At 47.0% G+C, this 18422-nt stretch carries 14 protein-coding genes; all 14 read right to left on the bottom strand.

All coding sequences use genetic code 11. The features are described from left to right. Positions 1-74: 74 nt before the first annotated feature. A complete protein-coding gene (locus tag ACXAH1_RS03670) occupies positions 75-1442 on the bottom strand; it encodes a DUF1329 domain-containing protein (RefSeq protein WP_475193896.1) in 1368 nt (455 codons plus the stop codon). Between the two features lie 11 nt (positions 1443-1453). Next, positions 1454-3571, bottom strand: coding sequence for a DUF1302 domain-containing protein (locus tag ACXAH1_RS03665; protein ID WP_475193894.1), 2118 nt, complete (start codon positions 3569-3571; stop codon positions 1454-1456). 236 nt (positions 3572-3807) lie between these two features. Further along, on the bottom strand, positions 3808-4029 hold the full coding sequence (locus tag ACXAH1_RS03660; protein WP_082353332.1) for a DUF2835 domain-containing protein: 222 nt from the start codon (positions 4027-4029) through the stop codon (positions 3808-3810). A 42-nt stretch (positions 4030-4071) separates the two neighbouring features. Continuing rightward, on the bottom strand, positions 4072-6663 hold the full coding sequence (gene pepN / locus ACXAH1_RS03655) for an aminopeptidase N (RefSeq protein WP_475193893.1): 2592 nt from the start codon (positions 6661-6663) through the stop codon (positions 4072-4074). 193 nt (positions 6664-6856) lie between these two features. After that, complete coding sequence (gene nhaC / locus ACXAH1_RS03650; RefSeq protein WP_138550612.1) at positions 6857-8332, bottom strand: Na+/H+ antiporter NhaC; 1476 nt, start codon at positions 8330-8332, stop codon at positions 6857-6859. A 241-nt stretch (positions 8333-8573) separates the two neighbouring features. After that, entirely contained in the window at positions 8574-10610 is a 2037-nt protein-coding gene (gene prc / locus ACXAH1_RS03645) for a carboxy terminal-processing peptidase (protein WP_475193890.1), read from the bottom strand. Positions 10611-10620: 10 nt separating this feature from the next. Then, positions 10621-11292: an RNA chaperone ProQ gene (gene proQ / locus ACXAH1_RS03640; RefSeq protein WP_475193887.1), complete on the bottom strand. Its 672-nt coding sequence runs from the start codon at positions 11290-11292 to the stop codon at positions 10621-10623. Between the two features lie 8 nt (positions 11293-11300). Then, positions 11301-11585 carry a hypothetical protein gene (locus ACXAH1_RS03635; RefSeq protein WP_138546150.1) on the bottom strand — a complete coding sequence of 95 codons (285 nt, stop codon included), beginning with the start codon at positions 11583-11585 and terminating at the stop codon, positions 11301-11303. Beyond that, positions 11586-12044, bottom strand: a complete 459-nt coding sequence (locus tag ACXAH1_RS03630) for a GAF domain-containing protein (protein WP_054017184.1) — start codon at positions 12042-12044, stop codon at positions 11586-11588. Between the two features lie 122 nt (positions 12045-12166). Then, a complete protein-coding gene (locus ACXAH1_RS03625) occupies positions 12167-12544 on the bottom strand; it encodes a hypothetical protein (RefSeq protein ID WP_475194444.1) in 378 nt (125 codons plus the stop codon). 88 nt (positions 12545-12632) lie between these two features. Beyond that, on the bottom strand, positions 12633-15863 hold the full coding sequence (locus ACXAH1_RS03620; RefSeq protein ID WP_475193885.1) for a complex I subunit 5 family protein: 3231 nt from the start codon (positions 15861-15863) through the stop codon (positions 12633-12635). Next, complete coding sequence (locus ACXAH1_RS03615) at positions 15860-17374, bottom strand: complex I subunit 5 family protein (RefSeq protein ID WP_475193884.1); 1515 nt, start codon at positions 17372-17374, stop codon at positions 15860-15862. Before ACXAH1_RS03615 ends, ACXAH1_RS03620 begins: the two co-directional genes overlap by 4 nt. Then, positions 17374-17661 (bottom strand): NADH-quinone oxidoreductase subunit K, encoded by a 288-nt coding sequence (locus tag ACXAH1_RS03610; protein ID WP_475193881.1) that lies wholly within the window; start codon positions 17659-17661, stop codon positions 17374-17376. Before ACXAH1_RS03610 ends, ACXAH1_RS03615 begins: the two co-directional genes overlap by 1 nt. Then, on the bottom strand, positions 17658-18419 hold the full coding sequence (gene mbhE, locus ACXAH1_RS03605) for a hydrogen gas-evolving membrane-bound hydrogenase subunit E (protein WP_475193878.1): 762 nt from the start codon (positions 18417-18419) through the stop codon (positions 17658-17660). Before mbhE ends, ACXAH1_RS03610 begins: the two co-directional genes overlap by 4 nt. Positions 18420-18422: the final 3 nt, after the last annotated feature.

The following is an 18422-nucleotide window of genomic DNA, read 5'->3' as shown; positions in this document are numbered from 1 at the left end:
GGAAGTGCAATTCAGGAGCCACTACTGTGGCTCCTGAGGAGTTGCGTATTGCCAGCACTAGCCGGCAGTTACGCTTATCGTCTGCCCTCGCGGCGTAAAGCGCTTTGTGTGAACTCATTGTCCTGGAAAGACTGACTGAAATCATACATGCTTTCTTCATTATCCAGGCCAATTGCCAGATAACGACGAGAGTTGAGATCGTGATACACGTCTAACGTACTCCAGTGTGTCGGTACTTCATAGTAGTTCAAACCATGAGCCATTGCGACGCGGTACATTTGGTCACGGTTATCGTACAGGTCGGCAACATGGATTTGCCAGCTGTCTTCGTCAATGTAGAAAACACGCTTCTTATAAATATGGCGAGTGCCCTCTTTCAGGTTTGCTTCAACCACCCAGACACGGTGTTTTTCATAACGAACGTGCTCAGGATTTACGTGACCTGCCATCAGAATATCATCATACTTTAGCTTATCACTGTGAAGTTTGTAGCTGTTATATGGAATATAAAGTTCCTGCTTTCCTTTCAATGTCCAGTTGTAACGGTTAGGTGAACCGTTAAACATATCGAAATCGTCTGTCGTACGCAGACTGTCTGACGCAGTTCCTGGCGCATCATATGCTACATTCGGAGCACGACGCACCCGACGTTGCCCAGTGTTATATGTCCAGGCCTGACGAGGTGTCAGGATCTGATCCATTGTTTCATGTACTAACAAAGCAGTACCAGCCAGGTTTGCAGGCTGAGTTACTTTCTGTTTAAACTTAAACAGAACATTAGACTCTTTTAGCTCTTCAGGTGTAACTTCAGGGCTTGAGTACTTAACCAACAGTTTTTCATCAAAGCCGATGATGTTGTATGAGCCCGATGCAGTTGGCATTGCCTGCCCGCCGAAACGTGCAATAGACAAACCGCGATAGCGAAGCAAGTGATTCCAGATAGCTTCTAAGCCATTCTTAGGGATCGGAAACGGGATACCAATTGCAGTATCTTTAATACCGTTACCGTCTTCAATCAGCTGTGCTGTTGCGGCATATTTTTTCGTTGCATCGTACACTAACTGCGGATATGCAGCACTGCGTCGAGTCGGGTAGATATGCATTTTGAACGTGTCAGGATACGTTTCAAACAAGGCAACCTGACCTGGGCTCAATTTATCTTTATGTTTGTCCAGGTTGGTTTTATCAATCGTGAACAATATTTTGTCATCTGCGAACGGATCTGGGTGGTGCATACCCACTTTATACCCTGCGGGCGGCTTAGTGATTCCGCCTGTCCAGGCTGGGATACTGCCGTCTGCGTTACCTGCTTTTTCTGCACCGATTGGCGTCAGGTCGGCGCCCAGGCGCGCAATTTCTTCTGGGGTCATTTTTGCAAATGCACCCGGTGCTGCCATCATCGTTATAATTGTTGCAGCAAGCATAGTAGGTTTTCTAAACATATTGAAAGCCCTTAAATTGAATACTTGATATTAAATGAAACAAAGTCGCGATCTGAGAATGTGTTGGTCTTGCCACCACCCCAGAATGCGTTATAGCCAAAGTCAAATGACCAGGCATTTTGATAACTGAAGTTCAGTGTCAGGCCCAGTGATTTACGGTCCTCAACAAACAAAAACATAGGATCTGGCGTGATACCGTTAACATCGTGAGAAAATACAATGCGCGGTGACATATTGACGCCTGCGAACAAGTTGTTGTACTCACCTTTAGCGATGAGTCGATAGCCCCATGCCGAAGCCGTTGGGAAAGGATTCACCTCAGGACCGTTTGAAATCGCTGCATGAAGCAGGTCATACTCGTAGTCTTTAACCCCTTCGATTGTGCCACTTCGGCCAGTTCCGGCAACGTTCAAACGTAACTCATCATAACTAGGCATGTCTTTGATGGTGACACCACCCACTTCACCAACCAATGCCCAACTATCGGCCCCCAATGATGGACCAAACAAATGCGTTGCAGTAAATTGCAGCTGCATTGTGTCTTTCAAAATGTAGCCTTGTGCAATTTTTCCAGGATTAACATAAGCGGTTTGATCACCCTTACTCAACTGAGATAAGCCAGCAACGTCTTCGCGGATGCCTGACAATGCCAATTGCTCCAGCATACCGGCATACAGCAGTTCTACGTCGTCGATCTGTAGTGGCTCGTCCTGGCGATATGCAAATTCACCAGAGAGTGCTGTTTCACCGATTGCGGTATTAAAGCTCAAACCATATAGTTTGATATCTTCAGGATATTCGATCAGACCCTGTGTGAAGGCTTTCAGGTTAGTGAAATTATCGGCATCCAGCGTGTTGTTTTTGATATATTCAAGATCAGCAGCAATTGACTCGGCGCGGAAGTCAGACGCTTGACCTGAAATTAGCGGTCGACGCGCATGGTAGTTGATGTAGTAAAGTGCAAACTCAGTATCATTAAGCTCAGGCGCGAAGATACCTAGTCGAATACCAAACTGACCGCTGTCCTTTGGCTCTATCTTACCGTTGTGGCCTTTGCCCTTCAGAGCTACCTTAGTTGGATAAGCCAGGTACATTGACGTTAACTGAGAAATGGCTTCTTCACTTTGCAGTACATTTGCATCAGTTACATCCAAACCTTGAGCAGCTAATGCCCCCATCCAGTTTGTATGCAGGTTGTTAAGCGCTTCCGTCAGGTGAGCCAGATCTATATCAGGGTTAGCGGTAAAGCCGAGCTGAATATTCTGGTTATAACCGTTTTCTGACGCGAAGTCGTTAGTGGAGAAATAACTCCCTGTCGCAGGAAGGCGAGTCTCGTGCCATTCGTACTGATAAAACGCTTCAAGCGTCACATTGTCTGTTAAACCAAGAGAGGCCCAAAACATACCAACAGGAATGAAGGCTTCTTTAAGTTCAGCCCCGGGTGCTTTCAGACGGTCAATGTCCACCGGGTTTACGTTGATACCATGGCTGATCAGTGTACTTTCACCCCAGTTGACAACCTGACGACCAAGTCTGACAGATAATGGGTTTTGACCACCATTAAGATCAAAATCAGCCCAAACGAACGCATCTAACAAGCGTAAATCTGAACATACCTGCTCCTTAGTATCGTCGTCTGCACAGGGATCCACTTTTTGACCTGACACTGGGTTAGTGTAAGCAAAATCACCATCTTCCATTGCAAAATCTTTGAAATACATGAAGCGAGAGAAGAAACCGTAGTTGTCCTTCGTAATGCCAAATTCATGTGTTCCTTTTAGCAACTGAGAAAATGTGTCGCCCGAGTCAAAGTTTAAATTACCGGCATCACCATTGTTTGAGTATGCACCCTGCTGCGACCAGATCTGAGAAGATGAATAGATGGTGTTGCCTAACGAGGCATTATAACCTGTCCAGTTATAGCGTGGGTGATTACTTTTACCAATATGGTCAAAGTCGCGGTCTTCTATACGAATACTCTGGCCATAAGAAAACGTAGAATCAAAGGTTACATCAAAATCACCAACTTGGAACGTGGCGGCTTGCGCAGCAGTGCCAGCGACACCAAGACATGCAGCACTGAGGCCCAGCATGATCTTGTTCTTCACAAAGCGCGATGTTTTTATCATTATTTCTCCCCCCTTTGGCGGGTAATTCTTATCAAGTTATTGTTTTTTGTTGTCGTAACGATAGAAGCGATAGCTTTAAATTACAAATAATACGCGTCTGATCGGTGCATTTTTATCTCATTGGAGCGCATTTCACTCATGGTAAGACGTCCTACCAGAGTAGTTATAACACGTAATTTAAGTTTAAAACAAACCGATTTAACAAAAATACTTTATGTCTCGTCGCATAATTGTCATCAAACTACTTTTTCCAACGCTACGAAGCGGTTATTTTCATCAAGCAACAAACGAAAGCGCCCACGGACTCCCAAACTTGAGACATGCCGCCGGATATGATGAGCAGGAAAGCGGATCCGCTTCCCACCATCCTCAACGACCTGTATAAACTCAACATGTCCATGGTAATACGCCATGCACTGTTCATGGCTCAAATCCATGTAAAAGTAATACTCATGCATTTTGTGGATAAAAACCTTTACATATCACAACTAAAAGCGCTGTTAGTTCAGCGCTTTATCGATTTTTTCGTACAAATCATCACTCAGTTCAGGCAATCGCGCTAATTTCTCTAACTGTGCCCTCATCAGAGCCTGACGAATCTCGTCAAAGCGTTTGAAAGACAGCAAAGGTGTAATGATCCTGGCTGCATTTTGCGGGTTAACCTGATTTAGCTCTGCGATCAATTCGCCCAGTAGCGCGTAGCCTCGACCATCCTCACGATGGAAGTGGCGCGGATTTGTGCGAGTAAAAGCACCTATCAATGCACGTACCCGGTTTGGATTCGCTTTGTCAAAACAGGGATGGGTATAAAGTGACAAAATGTTGTCTATACAGTGCTCATCGCGTCGGCTTGCCTGCAACGCAAACCATTTGTCCATTACCAACAGGTCTGACTGCCATTGCTTGTCAAAATCGTCCAACAACAACTGCGTCAGCACGTGCTGGGCATTCACTGCCGCCCTGAGCGCACCCAGTTTCAATGTCATATTGTGGCTTTCACTTTGTGCCTGTATCCAGCCTTGGATCTGCGAGTCCGATACCTGAGCAAGATAAAACAGGCACTTGTTTTTCATTGTGCGAATTGCCACAGCCTTAGCATCAAGGCTACCATCGTCCTGGAGCTGCGAATAGGTTGCACACCAGGCTGGCTTAAGTTGTTCTGCTATTTGGTACTCTACCGTAGAAATAGCCTGCTCCAGCTGTGCGACTGGAACCGGAGTATAGTCCGCACTGAGCGCATCAAACCCGGGGACGGTAAATAGCTCAGCTAAAATTGATAAATCACCGCTGAGATCGTCAAGTAACATGTTTAGTGCCTGCGTCAAACATTCGGGCAACTGATACTCGGAAAATGTCTGGGTGTTTACCAGAGTCTTAATTTCCGCTTTGTAAAGTTGCTGAATGGCTTCCCAACGCGCGTAATCACTGCTTGCATATTTGGCGATGTGGAGCAATTGATGCTGCTGATAATCGTAACTCAATGAACAAGGTGCGGAGAACCCTTCAAGTAACACAATCACAGGCTCGCTGTCGAGTCCACAGAATACAAAGCTCTGTTGCTTCTCGGTCAGCTCCAGAACTTTGCCCTGCTTGGCAATCGACTCAGGCACCTTAATGACCTGCCCTTGCCTATCAAGCAGCTCTATAGCAACCGGAATATGCAGTGGGGCTTCTACCGGGTCATTATCTGCATGGCTTTGCGCCAGATGTAGGGTAAACTCCCCTTGTTGTTCGTCAAAACTCGTGCGAGCGCTGACCTTTGGCGTGCCAACCTGGTTATACCAGAGTTTAAACTGGGTTAGGTCTTTGCCATTGGCATCACTCATGGCGGCGACAAAGTCATCACAGGTCACAGCCTGCCCATCGTGGCGCTCAAAATAGAGCTTCATGCCATTTTGAAATCCAGTTTCACCCAAGATAGTATGCATCATTCGGATCACTTCGGCGCCTTTGTTATACACAGTGACCGTATAGAAATTATTCATTTCGATTACTTGTTGTGGCCTGATTGGGTGCGCCATAGGCCCGGCGTCTTCAGCAAACTGATGTGTACGGACCGTATTAACGGCATCTATCCGGTTCAGTGCGCGAGAGCCCAGGTCACTACTGAATTCCTGATCACGGAATACCGTGAGGCCCTCTTTAAGGCTCAGCTGAAACCAATCGCGACAGGTCACGCGGTTGCCAGTCCAGTTGTGAAAATACTCATGTCCGACGATCGACTCTATGATATGGAAATCCCGATCCGTTGCCGTTTCCTGGTTTGCCAATACACAGGCGCTGTTGAAAACATTCAGACCTTTGTTCTCCATCGCGCCCATATTGAAAAAGTCGACCGCCACTATCATATAAATGTCGAGGTCGTATTCCAGGTCAAAGCGTTGTTCGTCCCAGGCCATGGCCTTTTTCAGAGAGGTCATTGCATGAGGTGCTTTGCTCAGGTTTCCTTTATCAACAAACAGCTGTAAATCAACTTTACGCCCCGTTCGTGTTTCAAATTGATCCGTCAGAACATCGAAATCCCCTGCCACCAAAGCAAACAGATAAGAAGGCTTTTTAAAGGGATCTTCCCAGCAAACATAATGGCGACCGTCTGATAATTCACCACTGTCGACCTTATTACCATTGGATAAAAGGCACGGCATTTGTTTAGGGCCGATTATCTTCACTTGGTAGGTCGTCAGTACGTCTGGACGATCCAGGAAGTAAGTTATCTTACGAAAACCTTCTGCCTCGCATTGCGTGCAATACGCGCCATCTGACAGGTACAATCCTTCAAGTGATGTGTTTGTCCCTGGAGAGATAGTGTTCACAATTTCAATTTCAGCGCGCTCACCCAGTCCGAATAACTCCAGGCCAGTATCGTGTAACCTATAATTGGTGTGCACTTGTCCATCTACATGCACTGAGTTCAGTGTCAATTCAACGCCATCGAGCATAACAGAGCTGGCGTCGCCCTGTGCCGTTAATATAAACCGAGCAGTTACCTTAGTGTGCTGCGGATCCAGTTCAAACGTTAGGGAGAGGTTTTCAACTGCATGTGTGGGCGGCTGATAATCATGCAGGTATTTGGCCTGAGGTTTTGAGGTCATGACAATTCCTATTATCAATTTACAGTTGCCGAAGTGCGTGTGACGCGACGAAGCAAAATGTAAAAAATGAGTATAAATCAATATCTTTATTGTAGAACGGCCTGCGCTGAGGGCAAAGGGATTTATGAATTGAAGACGTGCAAAAACGCCTCAAATTAAGTGAGGCGCTTTGTTTATTGTTATGTGTTAGCAATTACGACGCGTTAGCTGTGGTCTCAGCCTGTTGCATTGCCTTTGGTTTAATTTTCAAAATCTTAATACCCAGGTATGCATAGACTATTGCAAGGAATGGGTTGATCAAGTTGAAGAACGCATAAACGGCATAATCCAGAGGGTTAATCAACAGCACACTTTGCATATAAGCACCACAGGTATTCCACGGGATAAGTGGACTTGTGATCGTGCCACCATCTTCAAGCGTTCTGGACAGGTTGACACTACGCAGGCCCCGCTGCTTGTATTCTTCTTTAAACATGCGTCCCGGGACTACGATTGCAATATATTGGTCAGCTGCCACCAGGTTGGTACCAAAACAAGTGGCGACGGTTGAAGCAATTAATGAGCCTGTGCTTTTCGCAACCTTAAGGATACTCTTAACAAACAACTCAAGTAACCCAGTTTTTTCCATGATAGCGCCAAACATCAAAGCCGTCATGACTAGCCAGGTTGTCGTCAACATGCTGGACATGCCTCCGCCACTAAGCAGATCATCCATTTTAGCATTGCCTGTTTCCAGGCTGAATCCATCAAAGAAGGTAGCCCAAACCAGTTTGAAGTGACTGACCAACACACCTTCATCCGGGTTGACCTGACTCGCTATTAAGTCCCCCTGAAATAACAACGCCCAGATTGCACCAATCACAGCCCCGATAGAGATGGCGGGAAAGGCTGGCATTTTTTTAATCGCCAGAGCAAGTAGAATGATCAAGGGTACCAGGTTCACCAAACCAATATTAAAGTTTGTTTCCAAAATCGTAGCAATCTCGTCGATTTTGCCGGATTCGCTCGATACATCGGCATTGAAACCCATTACGATGAAGATAATCAGGGCAATGACAAAGCTTGGTACTGTCGTCCACAACATATGCTGAATATGTTCGAACAGATCACTTCCGGCTACCGCGGGCGCCAGATTGGTAGTTTCTGAGAGCGGTGATAATTTGTCGCCGAAATAAGCACCTGAGATCACCGCACCGGCGGTAACTACCGGGTCAAGCCCTAAGCCGTTGGCCACACCGAGTAATGCCACACCTATGGTTGCAGCTGTGGTCCAGGAACTGCCAATACTCATGGCCACAATGCCACAGATCAAACAACCAGCAGCATAAAACCAGGAGGGGTGGATTATTTGCAAACCATAGTAGATCAAGGTTGGTACCGTACCAGACAGCAACCAGGTGCCAATCAATGCACCTACCATGAGTAGAATCAGAATTGCACCTAAAGAGATGGTGATCCCTTTAATCATTGCCTCTTCGAGTGTTTTCCAGGTAAAGCCGTTCTTCAGCCCAATCAGCGCAGCTGTAAAGGTAGCAAATAGCAGGGCTATCTGGTTCGGCCCCGAAGAAGAATTATCACCGTACAGGTATACAGCCGCACCTAACAGGCTGACCAATACCACAATAGGAATAAAGGCATCCAGATAGGATGCTTGTTTTTGTTGTCTCAAACCAGAATACTCCTTCGCACTTAATGGAGTGCTTTATTATTATCTCTGTCGGGTCAGTTCAATGTTGAGCACAACACATGAATCTGCGCCCAAGACAGCGCCAGGCATATTCCTGCCTGACTATTTTTAATATTGCAGCTGACAATAATAACAAATTTCCCACGCACTGGTAACGAAAAAAGGCGCTCAATGCGCCTTTTCATAGTTTAGCCTTCTGTACGTCTTACCTGCAATTAAATACTCAGTCACTCGCTTCGTTTTTAGCCAGACGGCCATAGTTGATCATGTCTTGTGTGATCAACGCTGCTTCTTCCAGGTAAGGGTCCAGCTCAGCAATGATATCTGGTACATCGTCCAAATCTTTTACAGGCTCTTGTCCAAGACGCTTGAGGCGTTCATTGGTACGTTTTAGCGCTCGTTCATCACGCTCTTCACGCTCTTTTGTGCGCTCAGCTTCAACCAGAGAAATAGCAATATCGTCTTTTTGGGCTTTGTATCGCGCAATATCATCGTAAACGTATGCAAACTCTGGTTCTTTCGCAATCCGCAGGCCATGACGTTCATTCAAATATGCAATGGTTGGATTCAAATCATCCAATTGCTGGTACTTGGCCCTGACAATACTGTCCCAAGGCAAGGCATTATCTTCCTGGCTCTCACCCCATTCCGCAGGGTCGACCGCAGAGGGCAGTAAAATATCCGGGATAACACCTTTATTCTGCGTACTGCCACCATCAATACGATAGAACTTGGCGATTGTATAGGTAATACTACCAAGAGCATTGTCGAACAGATCATAGGTCTTTCTGAGGCCCCGGTGTTGCTGCACCGTTCCTTTGCCAAAAGTTTGTTCACCAATGACCACGGCGCGCCCGTAATCCTGCATCGCCGCCGCAAATATCTCCGAAGCAGATGCACTGTAACGGTCAACCAACACGGTTAGCGGGCCGTTATAATAGGTTATCCCATCGCTATCTTTCTGTGCTTCCACACGGTTATAAGCGGTATGGATTTGAACTACCGGACCTTTATCTATAAATAAACCTGACAGCTGAGTGGCCTCATACAAGGAACCCCCGCCATTTTGCCTAAGATCAACGATAATCCCATCAACATTTTGTTCTTTAAGCTTTTCAAGCTCTTTTTTCACATCTTTTGACAGATTGTTGTAAAAGCTCGGGATCTCTATCACGCCTATTTTGCTGGTGAGATCTGAATATTTTGCTTCGAAGATTTCCGATTTTGCGGCTCTGTCCTCAAGGCGTATTTTATCACGGACGATTTCAACAACCTTAGGTGTACCGTGGGTATCACTGCCTTTGAGGTATTGTAGTCTTACTTTGGTCCCCTTAGGACCTTTGATGAGATCAACGACATCATCAAGACGCCAGCCAATCACATCGACAAATTCTTCCCCGTCTTGTGCAACGCCAACAATACGGTCGTCAGGCTTTATCTTTTCCGTCTTGTCAGCTGGGCCGCCAGGTACCAGGCTGCGGATAATGGTGTAATCTTCGTCGTAACCAAGTACTGCACCAATGCCTTCAAGTTCAAGCTCCATATCCATCTTAAACTGTTCGGCACGGCGAGGTGACAAATAAGAAGTGTGGGCTTCGATGCTACGTGCAAATGCATTCATTACAATTTGAAAAGCATCTTCATTGTTGGTTTGTACCAGGCGCTTAATGGTATTTTTGTAGCGCTTGGTCAGGACTTCTTTGATGCCTGCCCAGTCTTTGCCTGTAAGTTTTAACCTTAATGCATCAGACTTGACACGCTGACGCCAGTACTCATCCAACTCGGCCTGGGTCGTGGCAAATTGCATGTCTTCTCTGTCAAACACAAATTCGTCTGGTTTATCAAACCTCATTTCTGTATCTAACAGAGAAATTGCATAGTTAAAGCGCTCATAACGACGTTGCATACTGTCGTTGAACATAGCAAAAGCAAAATCGAGCTTGCCTTTTTTCAAAGCGTCGTCGAATTGCTTTTTATACCCTGCATATTTGTCAATATCAGACTGCAGGAACAGAGACTTATTATAATCGAGGTTTTCGATATAACGGTCAAATATCTGCTCAGACAAGGCATCGTCTAGCTTAAAGCGCTTATAGTGTTCACGAGTAAATTTACTGGTTACCCTTTTGGTTGCCGTCGCATGCTGGATTTCGGGTTCCAATATGGGAATATCTTTTTCCGTCACCGTCTGTGTTGCAGCTGAGCACACGCCAGATACAAACAGTGCGATTACACCAACTAAAGGTAACTTATTACTCATACACGACTCCTTAAAGAATAAACAGGCTTTCTGCTTTGGTTTTAACTTGCATTCCCGTCACCAACTCAACATGAACTTCATCTTTGTTGACTTCTGTGATGGTTGCATTGACCAACGCCTGTCCCAACTTCACTTTAACCTTATTATTTACCTTGACCTCATTTGCTGGCAGAGGTTCAACTTTCCCTGAACTACGACGCTGTTGCTGCTCAGGCTTAGCATTAACTTTAGCGTTTTTATTCCCGTGGCGGTGCTTGTTATCACCACGTGATTTGTAAGATTTTGTGTCACCATCGCGACGGCGCTCGCCACGACCATCTTGTCTGGGACGTTGAGGCTTTTTACGTTTAGCCATTTTGGCACGTGATTCTTCCAACGCCTTTTGCGCGTGCTCTACGTGCTCTTGTTCTACTTTCTCAGCATCATTTCCGTCTAAATCAACACGAAATTCATTGTTGATGACGGCTTCTAAATAACGCCAAGAAGAGGTGTACTTGCGTAATGCCTGACGAACCTGAGTCTTACTGACCTTATCAGAACCTTCGATTCTGGAAGCAATATCTTTAAATATGCCAACCTTCAGCGGTTTAATACCGTCTTTTTGTTTAAAACACTGAGGAAACTCGGCATATAAAAAGTCGAGAACCTCTTTGATATCTTTTAGCTTGTTTGTGGTTTCCATGTCTAAACCTATAGTTCAATATTTTCATCAAGAGATGACTGAATGTAATGTGTAACCCAGTCGACGAGTTCATCATACTCGGCTTCGACAAGCGCCAGCTCGCCGCGCAGATGTTCCCATATTCCATTTATAATTAAATCGATCTTCTCACATTCCAGGTCATCGGGAAGCTGATCCCAGGCTACGTGAATAAGCTCATTCAGCGTCTCTGCAACTCGCTCTTCTTCCCCTTCCCAGTCTCCCACATCAAAGTTGGAAAACAGGTAGTCCTGAACGTTGAGTAATTCTTTCATTTACAATGTACCTTCAAAGCATTTTACCAGTGCTTCCAGGCCAAGTTTATCTTCATCGTCAAATCTAGCCAAACTCGGACTATCAATGTCCAATACAGCAAACAGTTCACCGTTTCTCATAACGGGAATAACAATTTCAGAGTTTGAAGCAGCATCGCAGGCAATATGACCATCAAAGCTGTGTACATCTTCTACGAGCTGAGTCGTTAACTCAGCAGCCGCGGTACCACATACGCCTTTGCCTAACGGGATTCTAATGCAGGCTGGATTGCCCTGGAAAGGACCTAGTACGAGCTCATCTTTACCATCTAACAGGTAAAAGCCAGCCCAGTTTATGTCTTCCATTGAGGTAAATAACAGGGCGCTGAGGTTTGCCATATTGGCGATGTAGTTGTGCTCATCACCAATTAGGGCCTGAGCTTGTAGGCTGAGAGTATCGTAGAACTTTTTCTTCTGCATTGCGGTCATTCAACAAATTTACATAAGAAGTAAAGGTACTCTTTCGTGCAGCTAAATGAAACCTTTTAGACAGAAAAACTATTAAATTAGTGTAAATCTACGCCATGCTGTACAAAAAGCCATCAGGCGCTCTGAGCATTGCGCCGTAAACTGAACAAAAACAGCCCGCCTCCCAGCGCCGCCATCACTGCATTAATGATAAAAACCATACCAGAGCTTGCAACAAACAAGTAGCTAAACAGTGCGCCTCCGAGCATACCCGCGGTCAAAATACCCGAGTAAGTCAGTTTGTTGTGGCGCAACAGTATCAGATAAGCTGGCAAAACAAAAAACCCCATCGACAGGCCAACGATATGGGCATTAGCTACAGCCGTCATGAGTATTTGAAACAAAATCTTACTCTGACCACTTATCAGGGCATAATACCCTCCGAGCACTATGCCAACGATTAGCGGTGATAATAACGAATATGCCACCGCTTTTGCCACTTGCCTTCTGATCATCTCTTTCACCTTTATTACCTTGCACAGAGATAGTCAGTGTCGACGCGAAGCATAAGTATCACAAGTCAACTTTGGTCGTATAAGCTTACCTTGCTGCTATCATCGCCCACAGCAGCATGCACAAAAGCAAGGCAAACAATACGCCAGGCGTCATCAAAGAACGTACGGCCGCCATCGCGAGACCGACTACACGCGCCTGCCGACAAACCACACGCTGAGGCAACTGCCAAGAGGTATTCTCTATTTCACCTTTTAACAATTTTAAGCCCTGCGACAGTGTCTCTGCACCAAGACGTACCAGACTGCCCGCTTCCGTATAAGCGACATTGATATCGCCAGCCGGTAATGGTCCCATACCCTCAACAAATGCTCGTGTTATAAAATAGATCCCCAGACCAAGAAGTACAGGCCATGCGCTGTCCCAAAAGCTTGCCGCAGCCAGTTGATTAGCCCAAGCACCATTGGCTTGCGGTATCAGATAACTCAGCACCGTCACCAATATCAATAACGTGCCGTACGCACCTAACTGAAATACATCAGGCTGGCCAGTCACCTTTTTTGGTTGCTTTTGCGCAATCAACTGCAAGAATCGCATCATCAGCCAGGTGGTCCCTATTGCTGTCAACGGAAGTACTGTCCCCATGAGCAAATCCCGCTCCACAACATCCTTTAGCGCGACCTTGGCAACCGCACCACTGGTTAGTGGCAACCCGGCCAGTGCAGCAGCGGGTAATGCAGCTGCCAGCCAGCAAACCCAGCGATACTTGTGCCATGTTAAAGTGCTATTCATACCAGCAAAAAGAAACAGTGCAGCCTTAGCCAAACCATGATGCACTGCGTACAACACAATAGCGGGCAGCAATAAGGACCATAATTCGGGATATTTCAACCCGACCCCCACAGCCGCAATCAAAATGCCCATCTGGCTCATCGTTGAGTATGCAAGTAAGGCTTTAGGGTTATCCTGTGTAACCCCTACCAAAACGCCAAAAAATGCCGCAAATAACCCAAGCACCACGAGCACAGAGCCATAAGTTGCGAATGCCACCTCACCGAAAGGGATAAATTTAAGCCACCCCAACAGCCCCGCTTTCACCATAACCCCGCTTAGTAACGCACTGGCTGCAACGGGTGCAACCGGATGCGCCATTGGCAGCCATACGTGCAAGCCAAACAAGCCTGCCTTTACTCCAAACCCGGCAAGTAAAAACCCGATTGCCCAGGCCGGATAAGTTTGCTCCGGATTTCCAGCTGAGGAGGGATCAATTGATCCAAATGCCAGGCCTGCGAGTCCTGTAAAAAGCAACAACTCTCCCAGTACCGCCCATTGCATGTAAGATTTGCCCGCCTGATGGGCTTCATCCGTATCAAAGTGCACGACCAGGCCATACGAAGCCAGACTCATCAAGGTGAAGAAGCTGATAAAACCTGAAATATCCTGGGCCAACACAAGCCCGAAGTTGCCGCACATAGCTAGCAGGAAAAACAGACAAAACCTAACTTTGCGCTCATCAGCTTTAACAAAATTAACGGCAAAAACCGCTGCCAGTAACCACAGACAGACAGCAAGCAGGAAGAAGGTCGATGTTGTATCATTTAGCGTCAGCACACTGCCAAAAAATAACCAAGGTGTGGTGTTGGTGCCTTGTCCAGAAATTGCATAGGCAAGCAGTGCTATACCTGCTGATAAGGGTAAAAACCAGTGTGCAACCTGCTGCATTTGCTTGCGCACCAGCAATAGCGCCCCCAATAACGGTGCACCAAGCGCCAGCCACATCGCAGGAATTTGTTGCGAACTGGCTGCCAGTATTGATACAAACTCACTGCCATATTCTCGGGCTGCTATCAGTTTCACCCAGTTCAGCGGGCTAAACTGGGCATCAGCAAACAAGCCTGCGCTGAGCGCCAGTAGTGCAGTCACTACAGGTGGTAACATGAGCATCCAGTGCGTTTCTAGCCGCCCCTTGGGTTTTTCTTTTGGCCAGGCCCCCTGCTGTGGTTTAAACCAAGCCGCGTATAAAATTGGCAGAAAGTAGATAGCATTGAGCAGACTACTGATAATAAGTACCCCCAGTACCCAATAAAAGCCTGCCTCAAGTGCTCCGGTGCCCAGATACCATTTTGAAATAAAACCCGCTGCGGGCGGTATCCCTATCATGCCCAGTACCGCCAGGCTAAACGCCAACATGGTTAATGGCATTCGTTTTCCGGCCCCATTCATCTGACTGACCTTAGTGACACCCAGAGTTTCTGCTATGCTACCGGCGCAGAAGAACATGGTGATTTTCATCAACCCCTGATGGACCAGGTGTGCAATGCCGCCAATTGTGGCGATTGGCCCGGCAATGGCAGTGCCCAGTGCAATGTAGGAAACCTGACTGACCGTTGAATAAGCCAGCCTGCGTTTAAGGTCATCCTGGAACACGGCTCGGGTAGAGCCATAAACAATTGTCACAGAAGCCAACACAGCCAGAATGATGGTTAGACCAAGTTCCTGAGCAAATTCAACTCCATAGACATCATAAACAACCCGCACTATGCCAAATGCACCCGCTTTAACCACGGCAACCGCGTGTAACAATGCACTCACAGGAGCAGGTGCAGCCATGGCAGAAGGTAGCCAACCATGCAACGGGATCAATGCCGCCTTTACCCCTAACCCTACAATTATGAGGGCAAAAATCACTTTCAGGTGGAATGGGTCTAAATGAGGCATGGACGCGAGGATCCCCGTCGCGGTAAAGTCCAATGATCCCGCCAGGGCTTTTAACCACACAACACCGGCGAGCAAACTGGCGCCACCTAGCATGGTATAAATCAGGTATTTACGTCCTGCCGCCAGCGAGGCTTTATTCCCCTTATGGACTACCAGTGGATAAGTTGTCAGCGTCAGTAGCTCGTAGAAAATCAAAAAAGTGATCAAGTTACCAGCCAGCGCAACACCAATGGTTGCGAATACACACAGGCTAAAAAAACCGAAAAAGCGGCTACGGTTAGGTGATTGCTCCAGATACCCGATGGCATAAATCGTCGTTAATAACCACAAAAAACCGGATAAGGCGACAAACAGTAATGACAACGCATCCGCATGCAACACCAAATCCATATTAGGCAGCAAGGGCAAACGCGTTTCAAAAACCTGTCCCTGATACACACCCGAGATCATCACCAAGATCAGGCCAACACAGCTGCCGGCGCCAAGAAAGTTCAGAGTTTTTCTAAGTATAGGCTTGTTGTCGCTGACAAAAAATATCGCAACCCCGGATACCAGTGCGCTCAGTAAAATTAACAAAGGCAGAGTACTTTGCCACATCATTTACCGCCTCCTATCGCTATCAGGTCAATGATCAGGTCCGCATTGAAACCCAGCGCCATTGTACACAGAGCCAACGCCAGGCCACTGACAGGCATAGCCACAGGCACCTTCTGCCAGTTGTCAGGGGCAACTTGCTCAGACGCCTGCTCTGGTTTAATAAATGCCAGGTCCAGCACTCTGAATATCGCCAGTGCTGCCAACAGTCCACCGGTAAGAATGATCACAACCCACCACCACTGGTGAGTATCAATGGCAACATTGAGCAATAACCATTTGGCGATAAAGCCTGCACTGGGTGGCAGACCGATTAAACTGCCTCCAGCTATCGCAAAAGTGAACAAGCTCAATGGCATATACTTTGCCATGCCCTGCAGCTTAGCAATGTCATCATGGCCAAGCGAATGTATGATGTTGCCGGCAGCAATAAACATCGCTGCCTTGGCACAGGCATGGGCGACAATAAAATAAGATATCGCGGCGAGCGCACTTTGTTGCTGGGCAGCCAGTTGCGATGCCGATGCTTCCTCAGTGCTCATCAAAAGTGGAAACAGCAAAAACAGATAACCAATTTGCGCGACGGTCGAGTATGCCACCATCAGTTTGAGACGCTTTGCTCTGAGTGCCTGCACACACCCCCACAGAATAGCTGTCCCTCCTAATATGCCCAATAGCATTAACGCTTCATTGGTAACGGCGGGTGCCAGGATCTCCATCCAAAATCGTACCAACAGATAAAACGACGCTTTGACAACCAAAGCGGACAAAATAGCACTAACTGGTGCCGGTGCACTGCCATGAGCATGAGGTAACCAAAAGTGCAATGGAACCAGGGCGGTTTTTAGCACCAAACCCACAGTGATTAGCGCCAATGCAGCCCAGCTTAATGGATTTGATTCAGCTTTGGCTGCAAGCTGTGCAAAGTCTAGAGTACCATAGACGTGATACAACAAAGCCACAGCAAGCAGATAGCAAAGAGACCCTAACAGACCGACTAATAAATAACGCAACGCTGCCGTCAGGCCCGCTTTATTGCCACTTAACGCTACCAGAGCAACCGCTGCCAATCCGATAATTTCGAGTGTCACATAGACATTGAAAATGTCAGCAGACAGAAATAGCGCATTGATCCCCGCCACCAACAACCACCACAGAGGCCAAAAGCGCACACGTGCAGGTGATGCTGCGAAATAGAAAGCAGAATAAAAGGTCAATACTGTGACCAAAAAAACGGTCAATGACAGTAGCAGAGCTGAGAACCCATCAAGGCTTAGCGCAATACCCAAAGGAGCCTCCCAGCCTGCAAGGGCATACCTCAGAGGGGTCGCAAACTCGGAGACTTCAGGGGGAAAATTGGCCAAGATAAGCCCTATTACGAATACCAAGCCCAGTGCGCTAAGCAGCCCAATCAGCACTTGCGCATATCTGGTACTCAGCAATACCGAGAAAATAGCCCCAACCAGGGGGATCGCAATCAGCAAGGGTAGTAAAGAAGCAACGTCGATTACTGGCATTAAGCGTCTTCCTCAGGCTTTTCAAGTGCGTTGATCCGAACCATCAAAGACAAAGCCATTGCCGTACCTGCGACCGCGACCACGATCCCAGTTAATACCATAGCGTGTGGGACAAAATCTGGTACAGCGCCGGAGGAGGCATTGGCTATAAACAACATAAACACGCCCACACCACAAATATTGATGGCGAGTATTTTCTTAACGACATGGGCAATTGCCAAGACGCCAAACAGACCAATACCGAACAGTGCAATACCAAATACACCATATAACAAAGCTTGCGTCATGAGTGCTTCTCCTTCTCAACACGGTTTGCCAGTGAACACTGAGGCTCAATCTGTAACGCACAAAATAGCAAAACCAGGATTGCCGCTATGGTTAACGTCGCCGCCACTTCTATTACCAGAATTAACGTGCCAGCCATGGCCTCCGGGTAATCCAACGCGATGCCACTTGACAGGATGACTCCAGCACCGACCAACAAAAACATGGCTAAGCCAACCACTAACAACAGGCGTGCGGTGGGTGCATTGAAGTTAAAACTGTGATGACCGGCAAGTAGCAGCAAAATCCCTGCGCCTGCCAGCAATGCACCCGCCTGAAACGCACCGCCTGGCAATGCCGCACCAGTCCAAAGTAAATACCCGGATGTAACGACTATCGCCGGTAACAACCACCGCAGGAAGGCTTCAAGTACCAAACTTCGCTCTACGGGTTCAGATACTTTAATAAATGGCTGCCGGGCGTCTTGTAAACTGAAGGGCATCACTGCTAGGGCAACAATCAACAGCACCGCAACTTCCAGCAAAGTATCATAACTGCGAAAGTTAAGTAGCACGGCCGTAACCGGGTTCTCTACACCACTTTGCTCCAGGTTAGAGGCAACCAGTGTCACTAGCGGTTGGTCTGTAGACTGAAACTGGACCAGGGATATAGCCAGAAATAGACAGGCTGCAACAACCACCACACCAACAATCAACAGGATGCTGCCAGGCAAGTCTGCTTCTTGTTGTGCACTGTTACTTAATGTCATGTTATTAAACATAAG

This window comes from Pseudoalteromonas sp. AWH4_217 (genome assembly GCF_056161105.1).
Note: the sequence above shows the minus strand (reverse complement) of the source record. Positions and strands in the feature narration are given on the sequence as shown.